Below are 16,886 nucleotides of genomic sequence, written 5' to 3'. Positions count from 1 at the left end.
GCCCGGTGCGGGCCGCGGCTAGATGACGGTGACGGTGAAGCGGCGCACCTGGGCGGTGCGGTTCTCCCACGCCCGGCTCAGCTGCAGCTCCACCGACCAGTATCCGGCGGTAATCGCGCGCAGCGAGGCCACGTGGGTGGCGGTGGCCTGGTCCGCGCGCTGTGACGCGTCCAGGTGCCGCGGGACGGTGCGCTTGGCGGCGCCGTTGCCGTCGGGCTGCTGGCGGATCGTGCCCGGCTCCCGCTCGACCATCAGTCCCTGGCCGCATTCGGTCAGCGTCCACAACAAGCCGCTGGCATCCGGGACCGGCATTACCAAATGGATTCGGGTTCCGCGGCTGACCTCGAGGTTGGCGCTGCCGTCGGTCTCGATTTGTTCCATTCATCCATCCTACGGCCTACGCCGCCGCCCGCGGCGCTGGCGTGGATGGATGTGTCGGCGCGTGGCGGTGCGGGGTGGCCGGGGCCATGGGCCGGGACGGGGGGATGGGATACAATGGTTTCTCGTACGTAGGGGAGTATCCCAAATGCTGTGAACGTCAACACGTGGGACGAGGAAGTTCCGCCGGATGCAGCAGCCGAACACAACACGATCTTGTGACGGCGGAGAGACCTTCGGTTCCCTTGTCCTACCCTTACGACGAAAGGCTACTTTTCTGTGGGCGTTTCAGGGTTAACCCTCCAATTTGAAATCATCTCGCTGGCCGCGCTGTGCGTGATCCTGCTTTTGGACCTGTTGTACGTGGTCCGCCGGCCGCACGAGCCCTCCATGAAGGAAGCCGGCCTGTTCGTCGCCTTCTACGTCATGCTGGCCGTGATCTTCGGTGGCATCCTGTGGTGGCAGGCCGGTCCGCAGCTGGGCCAGGAATTCTACGCCGGCTGGATCACCGAATACTCGTTGTCGATCGACAACCTGTTCGTCTTCATCATCATCATGACCCGCTTCTCGGTCCCGCGGAAGTACCAGCAGGAAGTGCTGATGTTCGGCATCATCATCGCGCTGATCCTGCGCGCGGTCTTCATCCTGCTGGGCGCGACCCTGATCGAGCACCTGTCCTGGATCTTCTACATCTTCGGCGCCTTCCTGCTGTGGACCGCCTGGCACCAGCTGAAGGACGATGACGAGGACGAGGAAAGCGAATCCGGTCTGGTCAAGCGGCTGACCAGCAAGCTGCCGATCGCCAACGACTACGACGGGAACAAGCTGCGCACCAAGGTCGACGGGAAGAAGATGTTCACCCCCATGGTGATGGTCTTCATTACCATCGGCATGACCGACCTGCTGTTCGCCGTTGACTCGATCCCGGCGATCTTCGGGCTGACCCAGTCCGCGTTCATCGTGTTCACCGCGAACATCTTCGCGCTGATGGGCCTGCGCCAGCTGTACTTCCTGCTGGGCGGGCTGATGAACCGACTGGTCTTCCTGAAGCACGCGCTCAGCTTCATCCTGGCGTTCATCGGCGTGAAGCTGATCTTCCACGCACTGCACGAGAACGAGCTGCCGTTCCTCAACGGCGGCCAGCCGATCGAGTGGGTGCCGGATATCAGCACCAGCTTGTCGCTGATCGTGATCGCCTCCACCATCGTGGTCGCCACCGTCATGTCGCTGTGGACCCCGCTCGGACGCCGTGCCGCGGCCCGCGCCGAGGCCGAGGCCGCAGCGAAGGACGAGAAGTAACACCCGCGGGGGAGCCGGCCGGCACGGGCCGCCGGCACTAGGCCTCCCACCGCGCCAAGGGCCGGGACGGATCATCCGTCCCGGCCCTTGGCATGCCCGGCGCCCCCGCGCACCCCGGCCGGTGATGAGGAGAGTCACACTCCACGCTCTTACATAGCCATGCTATGTAATTTCTTCTATACTGGTACCCATGACAGACCAGCCAGCCTCCGACGCCGCGAACTTCGCCGAGCTCGCCTCGCAGATCTCCACCTCCGCGGCGTTCATGAGCCGGCTGCTGGGACGGGTGGCCGGGCAGGGCCGCTCGGTGACCGCCTGGCGGGTGCTCTCCACGCTGGATCGCCACGGCGCCCAACGGGTGGGGGATTTGGCCGGGCACGAGCGGATCGCCCAGCCGACCATGACCGGCCTGGTGGGCCGCCTGGAACGCGAAGGGCTGGTCACCCGCTCGGCGGACCCGCAGGACCGGCGCGCCGCCCTGGTGGAGATCACCGGGCAGGGACAAGCCGCGTTGCAGGGCTACCGCGCCCACGCCACCGCCGCCCTGTCCCAGGCGCTGGGGCAGATGAGCCAGGCGGAGCTCGACACGCTGCGCCAGGCGCAGCAGCTGTACACCCGGATGGTGGCCAGCCTCGAATCCCAGCTGACCTGACCCGCGCCGGCCGCGGCGCGGACCGCGGCCGGCGCCCACGGATTTTGTGAGAACCAAACGTACAGAAAGAAGATGATCCACACGAGTACCGCTAGCAAGCCCTCACTATGGCGACAGCCCGGATCGGTATGGGCGATCGCCTTTGCCTGCATGGTCTCCTTCATGGGGATCGGCCTGGTCGATCCGATCCTGCCGGCCATCAGCCGCGAACTGGAGGCCAGCGCCTCGCAGACGATGCTGCTGTTCACCAGCTACCTGTTCATCACCGGCATCGCGATGTTCTTCACCAGCTGGGTCTCGGCCCGCATCGGCGTGAAGCGCACCCTGCTGACCGGCCTGGTGCTGATCGTGGCCTTTGCCGCCCTGGCCGGGGCCAGCGGCAGCGTCAACCAGATCCTGGGCTACCGCGCCGGCTGGGGGCTGGGCAACGCGCTGTTCATCTCCACCGCGTTGGCGGCCATCGTCGGCGCCGCCAGCGGCGGCAGCCGCCAGGCGATCGTGCTCTATGAGGCCGCACTGGGCGTGGGCATGGCCACCGGTCCGCTGCTGGGCGGCATGCTGGGCGACATCTCCTGGCGCGGGCCGTTCTTCGGCACCGCCGTGCTGATGGCCATCGGCCTGGTCGCGATCCTGGCGTTCCTGCGCGCCCCCACCCAGGCGCCGGTGCAGGTGTCCCTGCTGGCCGGGTTCCGGGCGCTGCGCAACAAGGCGCTGCTGGCGCTGGCGGTCACCGCCGTGTTCTACAACTTCGGGTTCTTCGTGCTGCTGGCCTACTCGCCGTTCCCGCTGGAGGCCGCCGCACACGCCCAGGGCATGGAATTCGGCGCCCACGAGCTGGGTCTGGTGTTCTTCGGCTGGGGCCTGGCCCTGGCGGTCACCTCGGTGCTGGTGGCCCCGCCGCTGACCCGCAACTTCGGGCTGCGTCCCACCCTGTTCACGATGCTCGGCGCGCTGGCCGTGATCCTGGGCGCGATGGCCGTCTTCCACGAGGACCTGGTGGTCCTGATCGTGCTGATCGTCGTCGCCGGCCTGGCGCTGGGCGTGATGAACACGGCGCTGACCGAGGCCGTGATGGAGGCCACCGACCTGCCGCGCAACGTGGCCAGCTCCACCTACTCCGGGGTGCGCTTCCTGGGCGGGGCGATCGCCCCGGCCGTGGCCGGTCCGCTGGCCACCGCCCTGGGGGCCGGCGCGCCGTACTGGTTCGGCGCCGGGTCGATCGTGGTGGCGATCCTGGTGCTGGCCTTCGCCGGGCACACGCTGAGCCACATCGGCGTCTCGCATGAGAGCGAACAGGAGGTCGCCGAGGACCTCACCGCCGCGGACGCCTGACGGCCAGTCCTCCCAAGGACAGGACCACGCCCTGCCCCACGCATCCACTGATGCGCGGGGCAGGGCGTTGTTCGTGCCGCGGGCGCCGGTCAGTTCCCGGTGGCGCCCTGTGCCGTGGTGTCCGGCGCGGTGGTGTCTTCGGTGGCGGTATCTTTGGCGGCAGTGTCCTCGGCGGCGGGGTCCGCGACGGCGGCGCCGGGGGAGCCGTGGCCGGTGGCGGACTTCAGCGCCGCATCCGGGTCAACGCCGTTGGTCATGTCCAGCAGCCGCTTGAAGATGTACGCGCCCTCGTCGGCGATCCCATCGTGGTGGAACGCCTTGGTCACCCAGGTCTGCAGGCCCCGCACCCGGCTGGCGGTGTCCAGGGAGAGCTCGCGGTCCACGTAGACGTCGTCATGGTAGACCGCGGCGGCCACCGGGACCTGGTTCCGGGCCAGCACCTGCAGGTCGTACAGCGGGGTGAAGTGCTCGTATTCGGCCAGCAGCCGGGCGGTCTCCTCCAGCGGGCGCAGCGCCGGGTCCTCGGCGAAGTACCAGCGGTACACCATCTCACCGGTCAGCAGCGGCACCTCGGCCTGCGGGCTGAATTCCGCGAATTCCTCCAGCACCCGTTCCGCGGCCCAGTTGGTGGCCTGGCCCTGGGCGTAGATCGATTCGTGCAGCACCGCGTAGAGCGGGTTCGCGGCGCGGCGGGCCTGGTCGTAGAGCACCCCCAGGAACGTGTCCGACAGCCGCGGCCCGCCCGGGGTGTCGATGAACGCCTCCTGCAGCACATGGTGCAGCGAATGCACCCGGGTGTTCCCGCCCAGGTACTGCCCGAGCATCTGCACCAGCGGGACCGTCACCGGCCGCCCATCGGGCAGGCGTTCATCGTGGAAGGTGCGCACATGGCGGTAGATGCGCCGCAGCACCTGGCGGTCCTGCGGGTACCAGGTGAAGTACTCGGCGTTGCGTTCGGCCATCCTGCGGTAGGTGGCCCGGTAGACGGTGTCCGCGTCGGCGGTGAGCGAGGCCAGCCCGCCGGTGATCAGGCAGCGCTGGAGGGACTGCGGGAAGAGCGAGAGGTAGCTCAGCGTGCAGAACCCGCCATAGCTCTGGCCCAGCGTGCTCCAGCGTTCGATGCCCAGCGCCGTGCGCAGCGCCTCCGCGTCGCGCACGATCGAATCGGCCCGGAAGAAGCGCAGGTAGTGCGCCTGGGCGGCCGCGTCCCCGCGCAGCGCCAGGGACTGGCGATTGGCCGGGGTGGACAGCCCGGTGCCGCGCTGGTCCAGCAGCAGCACCCTAAAATGCTTGACCGCCTCCGCCAGCCAGCCCGAGAGCGAGGCCGGGCGCGGGGACCTGCCGCCGGGCCCGCCCTGCAGATACAGCAGCCAGGGCTTGGCCGGATCGGTGCTCACCTCACGGGCGTAGACGCTGATCTGCTCCCCGTGCGGGTTCTGGTGATCCAGCGGCACCTGGACCCAGTGGTCGGTGACGTGCATGCCGCGGTACTCCATCAGGCACCCGCCTTCGCCAGCGCCGCACCGTCCAGCCGGCGGGTGGTCCAGCCGTCCAGGGAGCTGGAGCCGATGGCGTCGTAGAAGCCGATCGCCGGGGCGTTCCAGTCCAGCACCGCCCACTCCAGGCGCCGGTACCCGCGCTCGACGGCGATCCGCGCCAACTCCTTCAGCAGCGCGCTGCCCAGCCCCTGCCCGCGGGCGGACTCCCGCACCACCAGGTCCTCCAGGTGGATCCCGTGCCGGCCCTCCCACGTCGAATAGGTCAGGTACCAGATCGCCACCCCGGCCACCTGCCCGGTGGCGTCCTCTGCCACGTGGGCGAAGACCTGCGGGTTGACGCCGAACAGGTGCTCCTGCAGGTCTGCGACGGTGTTCTTCACCGCGTCCGGTTCCTTTTCGTAGACGGCCAGCTCATGGATCAGCTCCAGGATGCGGGCACAGTCGTGCTTCTGCGCAATTCTCACGGTTGACATGTGTCTAAGGTTACCCCTGTCGCGGCTCGGGAAGTGTCGTACATACGTTCTAAGGTTGAATCCATGATGGGTGGACACCACGCCATGAGCGGCGCGGCCGCGTGGCTGGCAATAACAACACAGGTGGACCTCGGACCGGTGAACCTGGGGCTCGGGCTGTTCGAGATGAACCAGTGGGAGACGCTGGCCGGGGCGATCGTGTGCGCCGGGGCGGCCATGCTGCCCGACGCGGACCACCCCTCGGCGACCATCGCCCGCTCCCTGCCGCCGATCTCCAACCTGGTCACCCGCCTGGTCTGCACAATCTCCGGGGGACACCGCAACGGCACCCACTCGCTGCTGGGGGTCGGCGCGTTCGCGCTGCTGGCCTGGGTGCTGGACAAGTGGTCGGTCCACACCGCGGGCCTGGGGGTGGTCTACCCCGGCGCCGCCGTGTTCGCGGTGCTGCTGATCTCCTTCGCCGTGAAGACCATGAAGTTCATGCCGGCGCTGCTGTGCTGGGTGATCGCCCTGGCCGGGGCCGCGTTCGTGGGAATGAACGCCCCCGATGAGCGTTCCTGGTTCTTCCTGGCGGTGGTGCTGGGCGCCGGGGTGCACCTGCTGGGGGACATGCTCACCATCGGCGGGGTGAACCTGCTGTGGCCGATCCGCTTCAAGGCCCCTCGCTGGTTCCGCCGCCTGCCGGGGATCGGCGGATGCTGGAAGGCCAACGGCCGGGTGGCGGTGCCGGTGCTCGGGGCGACCGGCTCGAACGCCGAATGGGTGCTGGCCAGCGCGCTGACCTCCTATGTGACCGTCGCGCTGCTGCTGCACTAGGCACCGCCGGACCACCGGGGCGGCAGGAAAAGCCCGGGCGGCCTGCCCCCTGCCCCTTCCCAATCCCGCCGCCGCTTGGTTGACTGGGCCAATGAAACTGTTGATCCTGGGCGGCACCGGGTTCCTCTCCCGCCACCTGGCCGCCGCCGCGCTCGCCGCCGGGCACCAGGTCACCTGCGCCAGCCGCGGCGTGAGCGGCCGCCCGCCCGCCGGCTGCCGGTTCGTGCGCTGGGACCGCAAGGACGCGGCGCCCGCCGCCCTGGCCGGGGCCCGCTTCGATGTGGTGGTGGACGTCTTGGGGCAGCCCAGCCACGTGCGCCGGGCCCTGCAGGGGCTGCACGCGGGGCATTGGATCTTCATTTCCACGCTCAACGTGTACGCCGACCCGCGGGCCGGGGATGCGGCCGGGCCGGATGAGCGGCTGGTGCCGGCGATCGGCCAGGACGTTTCGATTGACTCCCCGCAGTCCTATGGCGGGATGAAGGTGGGTTGCGAGCAGCTGGTGGCCGCGCACGCCACGAGCTTCACGATCCTGCGCCCGGGACTGATCATCGGGCCGGGGGACCGGACCGGGCGCTTCAGCTACTGGCCGCTGCGCCTGGCCGCGGCCGCCGCCGACGGGCACCCGTTCATCGCCCCCGAACCCCGGGACGACCCGGTGCAGTTCATCGACGCGCGGGATTTGGCCGACTGGATCCTGCTGCTGGCCGACGGGCGCCGCCAACTGGTGTGCGATGCCGTCGGCCCGGTCATGACCCGTGCGCAGTTCATCGACCGGCTCGTGGCAACGCTCGGCCCGCCGGCTCCGGCGGTGCGCTGGCTGAGCCCCGAGCAGCTGGCCGCGCACCGCATCGAACCGTGGTCCGGGCCCCGGTCGCTGCCGCTGTGGCTGCCCGCGCAGCTGACCGCGCTGATGGACCGGGACCACGCCCCGGCCCGGCGGGCCGGGCTGCGGGTGCGCCCGGTGGCGGACAGTGCCCGGTCGGTACTGGGGGCCGGGGCGGAGACGGCCGCACCAACCGGGTTGAGCCGGGCGGAGGAACTGCGGATCCTGGGCGTGCCCGGGCCCGGGCCGCGCTAGTCCAGGCGCCCCACCGAGGTCACCGTGACCACCGGGTGACCGGCCTCGTCGGACTCATCCAGCGAGATGGTGGCGTTGATGCCCCAGTCGTGGTTCTGCTGCGGATCGGCGAAGATCTGGCGCACCTGCCAGATGCGGTTGGGTTTCTCGGTGACCAGGAACAGCTTCGGGCTGCGGGCGCCAGGCCCGTCGTCGATGTCCTCGTGCTCCTCGAAGTACTGGTCCATTACCTCGGCCCAGGCGTCGGCGTCGAACCCGTTGTGCCCGTCCAGCTCGCCCAGCGCCGCCTCCTGCTCGTCGGCGAACAGCTTGACCCTGCGGAACATCTCGTTGCGCACCATGACCCGGAACGCGCGCATGTTGCTGGTCAGGTTCTCCGGGGCCGGCGGGGCGATCTCGGTCTCCTCAACCAGCTCACCGCGCGAGAGCTCCTCCCACTCATCGAGCAGCGAGGAGTCGATCTGGCGGATCATCTCGCCCAGCCACTCGATCAGGTCCACCAGGTCCTCACGCAGCGCATCCTGCGGCACGCTCTGGCGCAGCGCCTTGTAGGCATCGGTCAGGTAGCGCAGCAGCACGCCCTCGGAGCGGGCCAGCTGGTAGTACTGCACGAAGTCGGAGAAGCCCATGGCGCGTTCGTACATGTCGCGCACCACCGACTTCGGGGCGAGCTCGAAGTCGGCCAGCCACGGGGCGCCGGCCCGGTACTGTTCGAACGCGGACTCCAGCTGCTCGGCCAGCGGCTGCGGGTAGCTGATGGTGTCCAGGATGTTCATCCGCTGGTCGTATTCGATCCCGTCGGCCTTCATCTGGGCGACCGCCTCCCCGCGGGCCTTCTTCTCCTGGGCGGAGAGCACCTGGCGCGGCTTTTCCAGGGTCGCCTCGATCACCGAGACCGCGTCCAGCGCGTAGCTGGCCGACTCCGGGTCGAACAGTTCCAGGGCGGCCAGGGCGAACGGGGACAGCGGCTGGTTCAGCGCAAAGTTCTGCTGCAGGTGCACGGTCAGCGCATAGTGGTTGCCGTACTGGTCCGGTTCCGCGTTGCGCACCACCACCCCGGTGGCCAGCAGTTCGCGCAGGATCCCCAGGGCGCGCAGCTTCAGCCGGCGCTGGACGGCCGGCGGCTCATGGTTTTCGCTCAGCAGCCGGTTCGCGGCCTCGAACGCGTTGTCCTCGCGCTCGAGCAGGTTCAGGATCATCGAGTGCGACACCTGGAAGGAGGAGCGCAGGGTTTCCGGGGCGGCGTGCACGATCTTCTCGAACGTCTTCTCACCCCAGCTGACAAAGCCCTGCGGCGGCTTCTTCTTCGGGATCTGGCGCAGCTTGGAGGAACCGTCGCCGTGCTTCTTCACCGCCTTGGCCATCGCCCTGGCGTTCTCGATCGCGTGCTCGGGGGCCTGGACCAGCACGGTGCCGGCGGTGTCGAACCCGGCGCGCCCGGCCCGCCCGGCGATCTGGTGGAATTCGCGGGCGTTCAGCAGCCGGGTGCGGGTCCCGTCGAACTTGGACAGCGCGGTGATCACCACGGTGCGGATCGGCACGTTGATGCCCACCCCCAGGGTGTCGGTGCCGCAGATGACCTTCAGCAGCCCGGCCTGCGCCAGCTGCTCGACCAGGCGGCGGTACTTGGGCAGCATCCCGGCGTGGTGCACCCCGATGCCGTGGCGCACCAGGCGGTTCAGGGTCTTGCCGAACCCGGCGGCGAAGCGGAACCCGCCGATCAGCTGCGCGATCTTCTCCTTCTCCTCGCGGGTGGCGACGTTGATGCTCATCAGCCCGGTGGCGCGGTCGATCGCGTCCAGCTGGGAGAAGTGCACAATGTAGATCGGCACCTGGCGGGTCTTGATCAACTCGTCGACCGCCTCCTGCACCGGGTCCATGGAGTAGTAGAAGTGCAGCGGGATCGGGCGTTCGGTGTGCGCGATGGTGGTGGTCTCGCGCCCGGTGCGTTCGCTCAGTTCACGTTCGAAGCGGGTCACATCGCCCAGGGTGGCGCTCATCAGCAGGAACTGGGACTGGGGCAGCTCGATCAGCGGCACCTGCCAGGCCCAGCCGCGCTGCGGGTCGGCGTAGAAGTGGAATTCGTCCATCACCACCACGCCCACATCGGCGCGCGAACCCTCACGCAGCGCAATGTTGGCCAGGATCTCGGCGGTGCAGCAGATGATCGGCGCATCGGCGTTCACCGCCGAATCCCCGGTGAGCATCCCGACGTTCTCGGCGCCGAAGATCTTGCACAGATCGAAGAACTTCTCCGAAACCAGCGCCTTGATCGGCGCGGTGTAGAAGCTGACCTGGTCGCGGCACATGGCGTAGAAGTGGGCGGCGACCGCCACCAGCGACTTGCCCGAACCGGTCGGGGTGGCCAGGATGACGTTGTTCCCCGCCACCAGGTTCAGGGACGCCTCATCCTGGGCGGGGTAGAGGGTGATTCCGCGGTCGGAAACCCAGCGGCCGAAGGCCTCGTAGATTTCCTCGTCGGAGACGTTGTTCGGGTCTGCCGGCAGCAAGTCAGTGAGCATCATGATGCTTCCAGCCTAACGGTTGCGAACTGTTAACAGACCCTAGTCGTGGCGCAGTGTGCGGCAATAAACTTAGGTTATGAAGTGGGAGCCGAGCACATACACCGAATTCGCCGACTACCGGGGGCGGCCCTACCTGGATTTGATGGCGCGGGTGGAGCACCTGGCGCCAAAGAAAATCGTGGACCTGGGCTGCGGGCCGGGGAACATGACCAGGCTGCTGGCCGAACGCTGGCCCGAGGCGCTGGTGCTGGGACTGGACTCTTCCCGGCAGATGATTGACACCGCCCACGCCGGAGACAACCCGCCGAACCTGCGCTTTGAGCTGGCCGACGCCACCTCGTGGCAGGCCGATGACACGATCGACCTGCTGTTCTCCAACGCCATGCTGCAGTGGATCCCCGGGCACCTGCAGCTGCTGCGGGGCTGGCTGCGGCAGCTGGAAAGCGAGGCGGCCATCGCCATCCAGGTGCCGGGCAACTTCGACTCGCCCTCCCACGCGGTGATGCGCCAGGTCGCCGAACGCCCCGACTGGTCCGCCAAGCTGGCCGGGGTGCTGCGCCGCGCCGACGCGGTCGCCGCGCCGGCGGACTACCAGCGGCTGCTGATTGAGGAAGGGTTCACCGCCGACGTGTGGGAGACCAGCTACCAGCAGCTGCTCACCGGCAGCGACCCGATCCTGGACTGGGTGCGCGGCACCGCCCTGCTGCCGGTGAAGGCCGCTCTGGACCCGGAGGACTACCGGCGCTTCGAAGACGACTACCGCCAGGCGGTCGGCGGGCACTACCGGCGCATCGAGGTCGCCGGCGGGCAGCAGCTGACCAACTTCCCGTTCCGCCGGATCTTCATGGTCGGGCAGAAGCTCGGACGGCCGGGAAGCTAGCCGGTCCCGGGCCGGCTACCAGCCGCGTTCCTGCCATTCCTCCAGGTGCGGGCGCTCCTGGCCCAGGGTGGTGGAATCCCCATGCCCGGGCAGCACCACCGCCTCATCCGGGTAGGCGCCAAAGAGCCGCTCACTGACATCGGCGAACAGCTGCATGAAACGCTGGGGATCTTCCCCGGTGTTGCCCACTCCGCCGGGGAAGAGCGAATCCCCGCTGAGGATCGCGATCCTGCCCGAGGAATCCCGCACCACGTAGGCGATCGAACCGGGGGTGTGCCCGCGCAGGTGCACGCAGTCGATCACCACGTCCCCCAGCGGCAGCCGGTCCCCGTGCTTGACCGGGTTGCTGGTCGCCACCCCGCTATGCTGCTCGATCTGCGCCGCATCCTCGGCCCCGGCGTAGGTCGGCACCGGGTGCGCCTGATGCGCCTGGGACAGCGCCCGCACATGGTCCCAATGCTGGTGGGTGGTGGCGATGCCCACCAGCTCCGGTTCGGGCCCGTCCCCGGCGGCCTGCTCGATCATCGCCGAGATCGCCGACCAGTCATCGGCCGCGTCCACCAGCAGCTGCTTGCCGCTGGCTTTCTCGGTGAGCAGGTAGACGTTGTTGTCCATGTCGGAAACGCTTATCTGGCGAATGATCACGTCGTCAAGATCCAAGGTATTCATGCCCCCACCCTACGTCCGGCACCCGGGGCAAGGCGATAGGCTCAAGGGAACAACGATTTAGCTTTTCGATGAAATGGAAGTGACAGCAGCCATGGACAGCCTCGGGTTCATCACGATCGACGCGCAGGATCCCACCGCCCCCTACCAGCAGGTGCGCGAACAGATCCTGGCGGCGATCGCCGGGGGCAAGCTCGCCCCGGGAACCAAGCTGCCCTCCGTGCGGGCCCTGGCCGAGCAGCTGTCCCTGGCCACGAACACGGTCGCCAAGGTGTACAAGGAGCTCGAGGCCCAGGGCGCGGTGGTCACCCGGGGACGGCACGGCACCATCGTGCAGGCCAGCGCCGAACGCGGCGTGCAGGAGGTCACCGACGCCGCCGCCGACCTGGCCCGGGCCTGCCAGCTGTGGAACGTCACCGAGGATAAGGCGATACAGTACCTGCGCGCCGCCTTCAGCTCGCTGCCGCGCTAGGGTCCCCGGCCGGCCCGCCGGACCGGCTTGCGGCCCCACCTCCCACCCCCGGCGGACCGGCGGCAGGCCCCGGCTGTGGATATCCTCCGCACAGATTTTTTCCCCGCCATAGGATGAGCCCACCGATCAGCACCGGCCCCGCCGGTGAACCAGGAGGGCCATCATGCACCGCAGTCCAGCCGCCACCGCCGCCCCGCCCGAAGCTGCCGCCGCACCCCCGCACCGGGGCACACGGGCCCCGCTGTTTTTGGCCGCCGCACTGGCCGGCACGCTGGCCTTCACCGGCTGCGTGGCCGGGCAGGACGGCGGGCAGCCCGACCGGGAGCGCCAGGCGGCGGCGCAGGCCGAGCGCCTGGCGAAACCGGCCACCAAACTGTGGGACAGCCAGGATGCGCTGCTCAGCCAGAGCCTCGTGGTCGGCCAACGGGTGCTGGCGTACACCCATGAAAAGAACAAGCTGTACCTCACCGCACGGGAGCTGCACAGCGGCAAACTGGCCTGGCAGCGCCGGGCCTACCCGGGCAATGACCCCTCCGGGGTGCCGGTGGGATTGGACAGCGTGAGCATCGGCGGGCAGGACACGGTGGCCGTGCAGATCCCCGACGGGCAGCAGGGCGCCCGACTAGTGGTGCTGAACACCGACACCGGCCGGCAGCTGGCACCGGGGTGGGGCGAACACTACTGGGGGAGCAGGCCCCAGCCCTGCGCCACCAGCTGGTGCACCGAGGGCACCAACGACTCGGTCAACCGGCGCGGGGCGAGGCAATACCGCTTCGACGCGAGCGGCGGCAGCTGGACAGCGGTGCCGCCCGCCCAGCTGCCGGTGCCCCTGCCGGATGAGGACTCCCGCCTGCTGGGGCACGGGCTGTCGGCCACCGGGCAGCGCGGGCCAAACAAGGAACAGCTCGCCTACGCCCGGAACGGCAAAATCCTCTGGAAGCAGCCCTACGAGAAGGCGTTCGCCACCGGGTACTCCTCCGACTCCGGATGGACCTGGACCCTGGCCAGCGAACCGTCCGACACGCTGATCGGCAGCGGTTCGCGCGCCCACAACCGGGCCAGTAGCGGCACCTACCTGCTCGATCTGGCCAGCGACTACATGAGCATCGGGGTGGACGCGGCCAGCGGCACGGTGCTGTGGCGCCAGCCCGGGGCGGAAGCCTACTGCCAGGGGATCTTCACCGACTGGGTCACCGACGCACGGCGCACCGTGGTGCTGTGCACCATCGACAGCGGCATGTCCTCCATCCTCGAATCGGACAGCGACACCCGCCAAAGCGTGCTCACCGGCCTGAAATGGCGGGTCACCGCCCTGGACGCCCGCACCGGCGCCGAACAGTGGAGCCACGGGCTGCCGGAGCTGAAGCGCACCCGGGAGCTGATCAAACCGCGGGCACGGATCCTGTCCGACACCGAACACGCCATCCTGCCGCTGCCCCAGGGGTGGCGCGCCATTGAGATCGCCACCGGAAACGTACGCGAACTGGGGCAGGTGCTGGGCCAGAGCGTGCTGTGCACGACGGCGCGTGAAACGCTGGAATTGCCGATCCCCGGGGACCGGGAGCCGCGCTACCTCAACGGCGAGGACGCGATCCACCCCTGCGACCGCGACACCCTCAAACCCGGCACAGTGCCGCCGCGCTACGCCGAGTTCGTGCGCACCGGGCACGACCAGCAGCAGGTGGTGGTGCTGGCCGGGCCCCAGGGGATGACCGCCTACCGGATGCCGCCGGCCGAACCGGCTCCGGGCGAGCCCGACGTGCCCCGGCAAACGCAGCGGTAGCGCCTGCCGGCGGCGCTCGCCGGGAGCGGGACACGTCACCGGAAGATGTGCCCAACGGCACTCTTATTCGAACCAGTTTTCGATTAGTATGGGCTGGTGGCTATTACTGCAGAGACTACTTCACTTGATTTGTCGCACCTGGTGGTCAGGGGTGCCCGTGAGCACAACCTGAAGAATGTGGACCTTGACCTGCCGCGCGATGCAATGATCGTGTTCACCGGGCTCTCCGGGTCCGGCAAGTCCTCCCTGGCTTTTGACACCATCTTCGCCGAGGGCCAGCGCCGCTACGTTGAGTCCCTCTCCGCCTACGCCCGCATGTTCCTGGGCCAGGTGGACAAGCCGGATGTGGACTTCATCGAGGGCCTGTCCCCGGCGGTGTCGATCGACCAGAAGTCCACCAGCCGCAACCCGCGCTCCACCGTGGGCACCATCACCGAGGTGTACGACTACATGCGCCTGCTCTGGGCGCGCGTCGGCCACCCGCACTGCCCGGTCTGCGGGGAGCCGATCTCCAAGCAGACCCCGCAGCAGATCGTGGACCAGCTGCTGGAACTGCCCGAACGCACCCGCTTCCAGGTGCTCGCCCCGGTGGTGCGCGCCCGCAAGGGCGAGTTCGTGGACCTGTTCTCCGAGCTGTCCGCCAAGGGCTACGCCCGCGCCCGCGTCGACGGGGAAACCATCCAGCTGACCGACCCGCCGAAGCTGGCCAAGCAGTACAAGCACACCATTGAGGTGGTCGTGGACCGCCTGGCGATCAACGACACCGTGCGCCAGCGGCTGACCGATTCCATTGAGACCGCGCTGGGCCTGGCCGACGGGCGCGTGCTGGTGGACTTCGTGGACCTGGACGCCGATGACCCGCAGCGGGTGCGCGCGTTTTCCGAGAACCTGGCCTGCCCGAATGAGCACCCGCTGGCGATCGACGAGATCGAACCGCGCACCTTCTCCTTCAACAACCCGTTCGGTGCCTGCGCGGCCTGCAGCGGCATCGGCACCAAGCTGGAGGTCGACGAGGCGCTGATCGTGCCCGATGACGAGGTGAAGCTGGCCGACGGGGCGATCGCCCCCTGGTCGCTGGGCAAGGCCACCACCGAATACTGGAACCGGCTGATCGAGGGCCTGGGCAAGGACCTGGGCTTTTCCATGGACACCCGCTGGAAGGACCTGCCGGCCAAGGCCCGCAACGCGATCCTCAACGGCAAGGACCACAAGGTCGTGGTGCAGTACCGCAACCGGTTCGGGCGCGAGCGCAAGTACACCACCGGTTTTGAGGGCGTCATCGCCTACGTGCACCGCAAGCACCAGGAAACCGAGTCCGACCACGCCCGGGACCGCTACGAGCAGTACATGCGCCAGATCCCGTGCCCGACCTGCAACGGAGCGCGGCTGAACCCGGCCTCGCTCTCCGTGCTGGTGGGCGGCAAGTCCATCGCCGAGGTGTGTGCCATGGACCTGCGCAGCGCCGCCCAGTTCATGGAAACCGTCCAGATGAGCGAACGCGAGGCGCAGATCGCCGCGCAGGTGCTCAAGGAAATCGGGGCGCGCATGCGCTTCCTGCTGGACGTGGGCCTGGAGTACCTGACCCTGGAGCGGGCCGCCGGCACGCTCTCCGGCGGCGAGGCCCAGCGCATCCGCCTGGCCACCCAGATCGGCTCCGGGCTGGTCGGGGTGCTCTACGTGCTGGACGAACCGTCGATCGGGCTGCACCAGCGCGACAACCGCCGGCTGATCGAGACCCTGATCCGGCTGCGCTCCCTGGGCAACACGCTGATCGTGGTCGAGCACGACGAGGACACCATTGCCGAGGCAGACTGGATCGTGGACATCGGCCCGGGCGCCGGGGAGCACGGCGGCACCGTGGTGCACTCCGGGTCCCTGGAGGAGCTGAAGCGCAACGAGCTGTCGCTGACCGGCGACTACCTGGCCGGGCGGCGCAGGATCGAGGTGCCCGAAAACCGCCGCAAGGTCGACAAGAAGCGGATGCTGAAGGTCGTCGGCGCCAAGGAGAACAACCTGCAGGACCTGACCGTGGACTTCCCGCTGGGCGTGTTCACCGCCGTCACCGGCGTGTCCGGCTCGGGCAAGTCGACCCTGGTCAACGACATCCTGTACAAGGTGCTGGCGAACAAGCTCAACGGCGCCAAGCAGGTGCCCGGCCGGCACACTCGGGTGCAGGGCCTGGAACACCTGGACAAGGTGGTGCACGTGGACCAGTCGCCGATCGGGCGCACCCCGCGCTCGAACCCGGCCACCTACACCGGGGTGTTCGACCACATCCGCAAGCTGTTCGCCGAAACCAATGAGGCCAAGCTGCGCGGCTACATGCCCGGGCGCTTCTCCTTCAACGTCAAGGGGGGACGCTGCGAGGCCTGCTCGGGTGACGGCACCTTGAAGATCGAGATGAACTTCCTGCCCGACGTGTACGTGCCGTGCGAGGTCTGCCATGGGGCGCGCTACAACCGCGAAACCCTGCAGGTGCTCTACAAGGGCAAGAACATCGCCGACGTGCTGGACATGCCAATCAGCGAGGCCGCCGAGTTCTTCAGCGCCTTCACCCCGATCGCCCGGCACCTGAACACCCTGGTGGACGTCGGGCTGGGCTATGTGCGCCTGGGCCAGCCGGCCACCACCCTTTCCGGCGGTGAGGCCCAGCGCGTGAAGCTGGCCGCGGAACTGCAGAAGCGCTCCAATGGGCGGTCCATCTACGTGCTGGACGAGCCGACCACCGGGCTGCACTTCGAGGACATCCGCAAGCTGCTGAAGGTGCTGCAGGGCCTGGTCGACAAGGGCAACACGGTGCTGACCATCGAGCACAACCTGGATGTCATCAAGTCCACCGACTGGGTCATCGACCTGGGCCCGGAGGGCGGCTCCGGGGGCGGGCAGCTGATGGCCACCGGCACCCCCGAAGCGGTGGCAAAGGTGCCCGAATCGCACACCGGACGCTTCCTGGCCGAGATCCTTCCGTAGCCGGCGCCCGGCCCGCCAGCGCCACCTGCGTATGCCCCCACGGGCATGGATGGCCGGGGC

14 protein-coding genes are annotated in these 16,886 nt (G+C 68.7%); 9 read left to right on the top strand and 5 right to left on the bottom strand.

Annotated elements, in window-relative coordinates; genetic code table 11:
- Positions 1-18: 18 nt before the first annotated feature.
- Positions 19-381 carry a protease inhibitor I42 family protein gene (locus GcLGCM259_RS08795; RefSeq protein ID WP_138177843.1) on the bottom strand — a complete coding sequence of 121 codons (363 nt, stop codon included), beginning with the start codon at positions 379-381 and terminating at the stop codon, positions 19-21.
- 276 nt (positions 382-657) lie between these two features.
- Here GcLGCM259_RS08795 and GcLGCM259_RS08790 point away from each other — a divergent pair, with 276 nt between their 5' ends.
- From GcLGCM259_RS08790 to GcLGCM259_RS08780, 3 genes are all read left to right on the top strand, one after another.
- A complete protein-coding gene (locus GcLGCM259_RS08790; RefSeq protein ID WP_138926374.1) occupies positions 658-1,677 on the top strand; it encodes a TerC/Alx family metal homeostasis membrane protein in 1,020 nt (339 codons plus the stop codon).
- 190 nt (positions 1,678-1,867) lie between these two features.
- Positions 1,868-2,329 (top strand): MarR family winged helix-turn-helix transcriptional regulator, encoded by a 462-nt coding sequence (locus GcLGCM259_RS08785; protein ID WP_138926373.1) that lies wholly within the window; start codon positions 1,868-1,870, stop codon positions 2,327-2,329.
- Between the two features lie 72 nt (positions 2,330-2,401).
- Complete coding sequence (locus GcLGCM259_RS08780) at positions 2,402-3,661, top strand: MFS transporter (protein ID WP_138926372.1); 1,260 nt, start codon at positions 2,402-2,404, stop codon at positions 3,659-3,661.
- A gap of 89 nt (positions 3,662-3,750) precedes the next feature.
- Here the strand turns inward: GcLGCM259_RS08780 and GcLGCM259_RS08775 are convergent, their stop codons facing one another.
- Positions 3,751-5,157 carry an alpha/beta fold hydrolase gene (locus GcLGCM259_RS08775; protein ID WP_217496523.1) on the bottom strand — a complete coding sequence of 469 codons (1,407 nt, stop codon included), beginning with the start codon at positions 5,155-5,157 and terminating at the stop codon, positions 3,751-3,753.
- Positions 5,157-5,633 carry a GNAT family N-acetyltransferase gene (locus tag GcLGCM259_RS08770; protein WP_138926371.1) on the bottom strand — a complete coding sequence of 159 codons (477 nt, stop codon included), beginning with the start codon at positions 5,631-5,633 and terminating at the stop codon, positions 5,157-5,159. The genes GcLGCM259_RS08775 and GcLGCM259_RS08770 overlap by 1 nt, the downstream gene beginning before the upstream one ends.
- A gap of 63 nt (positions 5,634-5,696) precedes the next feature.
- Here GcLGCM259_RS08770 and GcLGCM259_RS08765 point away from each other — a divergent pair, with 63 nt between their 5' ends.
- The gene (locus GcLGCM259_RS08765) at positions 5,697-6,449 is read left to right on the top strand and encodes a metal-dependent hydrolase (protein ID WP_138926370.1); all 753 of its coding nucleotides are present in this window, start codon (positions 5,697-5,699) and stop codon (positions 6,447-6,449) included.
- 91 nt (positions 6,450-6,540) lie between these two features.
- Positions 6,541-7,530, top strand: a complete 990-nt coding sequence (locus GcLGCM259_RS08760; RefSeq protein WP_175419372.1) for an NAD-dependent epimerase/dehydratase family protein — start codon at positions 6,541-6,543, stop codon at positions 7,528-7,530.
- On the opposite strand, the gene GcLGCM259_RS08755 is transcribed toward GcLGCM259_RS08760, so the two are convergent.
- Positions 7,527-10,055 carry a DEAD/DEAH box helicase gene (locus tag GcLGCM259_RS08755; protein ID WP_138926369.1) on the bottom strand — a complete coding sequence of 843 codons (2,529 nt, stop codon included), beginning with the start codon at positions 10,053-10,055 and terminating at the stop codon, positions 7,527-7,529. The two genes, GcLGCM259_RS08760 and GcLGCM259_RS08755, sit on opposite strands and share 4 nt — an antisense overlap.
- Positions 10,056-10,131: 76 nt before the next feature.
- Between GcLGCM259_RS08755 and GcLGCM259_RS08750 the strand changes: the two genes are divergently transcribed.
- Entirely contained in the window at positions 10,132-10,935 is an 804-nt protein-coding gene (locus tag GcLGCM259_RS08750) for a methyltransferase domain-containing protein (protein ID WP_138926368.1), read from the top strand.
- A 15-nt stretch (positions 10,936-10,950) separates the two neighbouring features.
- Here GcLGCM259_RS08750 and GcLGCM259_RS08745 read toward each other — a convergent pair whose 3' ends face one another.
- Positions 10,951-11,604 (bottom strand): MBL fold metallo-hydrolase, encoded by a 654-nt coding sequence (locus GcLGCM259_RS08745; protein WP_054821944.1) that lies wholly within the window; start codon positions 11,602-11,604, stop codon positions 10,951-10,953.
- Positions 11,605-11,677: 73 nt separating this feature from the next.
- Between GcLGCM259_RS08745 and GcLGCM259_RS08740 the strand changes: the two genes are divergently transcribed.
- The 3 genes from GcLGCM259_RS08740 to uvrA all read left to right on the top strand — a co-directional run bounded on the left by GcLGCM259_RS08740 (position 11,678) and on the right by uvrA (position 16,826).
- Entirely contained in the window at positions 11,678-12,073 is a 396-nt protein-coding gene (locus tag GcLGCM259_RS08740) for a GntR family transcriptional regulator (RefSeq protein ID WP_246049495.1), read from the top strand.
- A 163-nt stretch (positions 12,074-12,236) separates the two neighbouring features.
- On the top strand, positions 12,237-13,856 hold the full coding sequence (locus GcLGCM259_RS08735) for a BamB-related PQQ repeat family beta-propellar protein (protein WP_138926367.1): 1,620 nt from the start codon (positions 12,237-12,239) through the stop codon (positions 13,854-13,856).
- A gap of 96 nt (positions 13,857-13,952) precedes the next feature.
- On the top strand, positions 13,953-16,826 hold the full coding sequence (uvrA, locus tag GcLGCM259_RS08730) for an excinuclease ABC subunit UvrA (protein WP_246049492.1): 2,874 nt from the start codon (positions 13,953-13,955) through the stop codon (positions 16,824-16,826).
- The last annotated feature ends 60 nt before the right edge of the window (positions 16,827-16,886 follow it).

This window comes from Glutamicibacter creatinolyticus (assembly GCF_006094275.1).
GTDB lineage: Bacteria > Actinomycetota > Actinomycetes > Actinomycetales > Micrococcaceae > Glutamicibacter > Glutamicibacter creatinolyticus.
This window is presented reverse-complemented; position numbering and strand designations above follow the sequence as displayed.

Coding starts and splice junctions, on each gene's coding strand:
- GcLGCM259_RS08770 (WP_138926371.1), bottom strand. CDS start 5,633: ATGTCAACCGTGAGAATTGCGCAGAAGCACGACTGTGCCCGCATCCTG.
- GcLGCM259_RS08780 (WP_138926372.1), top strand. CDS start 2,402: ATGATCCACACGAGTACCGCTAGCAAGCCCTCACTATGGCGACAGCCC.
- GcLGCM259_RS08750 (WP_138926368.1), top strand. CDS start 10,132: ATGAAGTGGGAGCCGAGCACATACACCGAATTCGCCGACTACCGGGGG.
- GcLGCM259_RS08735 (WP_138926367.1), top strand. CDS start 12,237: ATGCACCGCAGTCCAGCCGCCACCGCCGCCCCGCCCGAAGCTGCCGCC.
- GcLGCM259_RS08795 (WP_138177843.1), bottom strand. CDS start 381: ATGGAACAAATCGAGACCGACGGCAGCGCCAACCTCGAGGTCAGCCGC.
- GcLGCM259_RS08765 (WP_138926370.1), top strand. CDS start 5,697: ATGATGGGTGGACACCACGCCATGAGCGGCGCGGCCGCGTGGCTGGCA.
- GcLGCM259_RS08785 (WP_138926373.1), top strand. CDS start 1,868: ATGACAGACCAGCCAGCCTCCGACGCCGCGAACTTCGCCGAGCTCGCC.
- GcLGCM259_RS08745 (WP_054821944.1), bottom strand. CDS start 11,604: ATGAATACCTTGGATCTTGACGACGTGATCATTCGCCAGATAAGCGTT.
- GcLGCM259_RS08775 (WP_217496523.1), bottom strand. CDS start 5,157: ATGGAGTACCGCGGCATGCACGTCACCGACCACTGGGTCCAGGTGCCG.
- GcLGCM259_RS08760 (WP_175419372.1), top strand. CDS start 6,541: ATGAAACTGTTGATCCTGGGCGGCACCGGGTTCCTCTCCCGCCACCTG.
- GcLGCM259_RS08755 (WP_138926369.1), bottom strand. CDS start 10,055: ATGATGCTCACTGACTTGCTGCCGGCAGACCCGAACAACGTCTCCGAC.
- GcLGCM259_RS08740 (WP_246049495.1), top strand. CDS start 11,678: ATGGAAGTGACAGCAGCCATGGACAGCCTCGGGTTCATCACGATCGAC.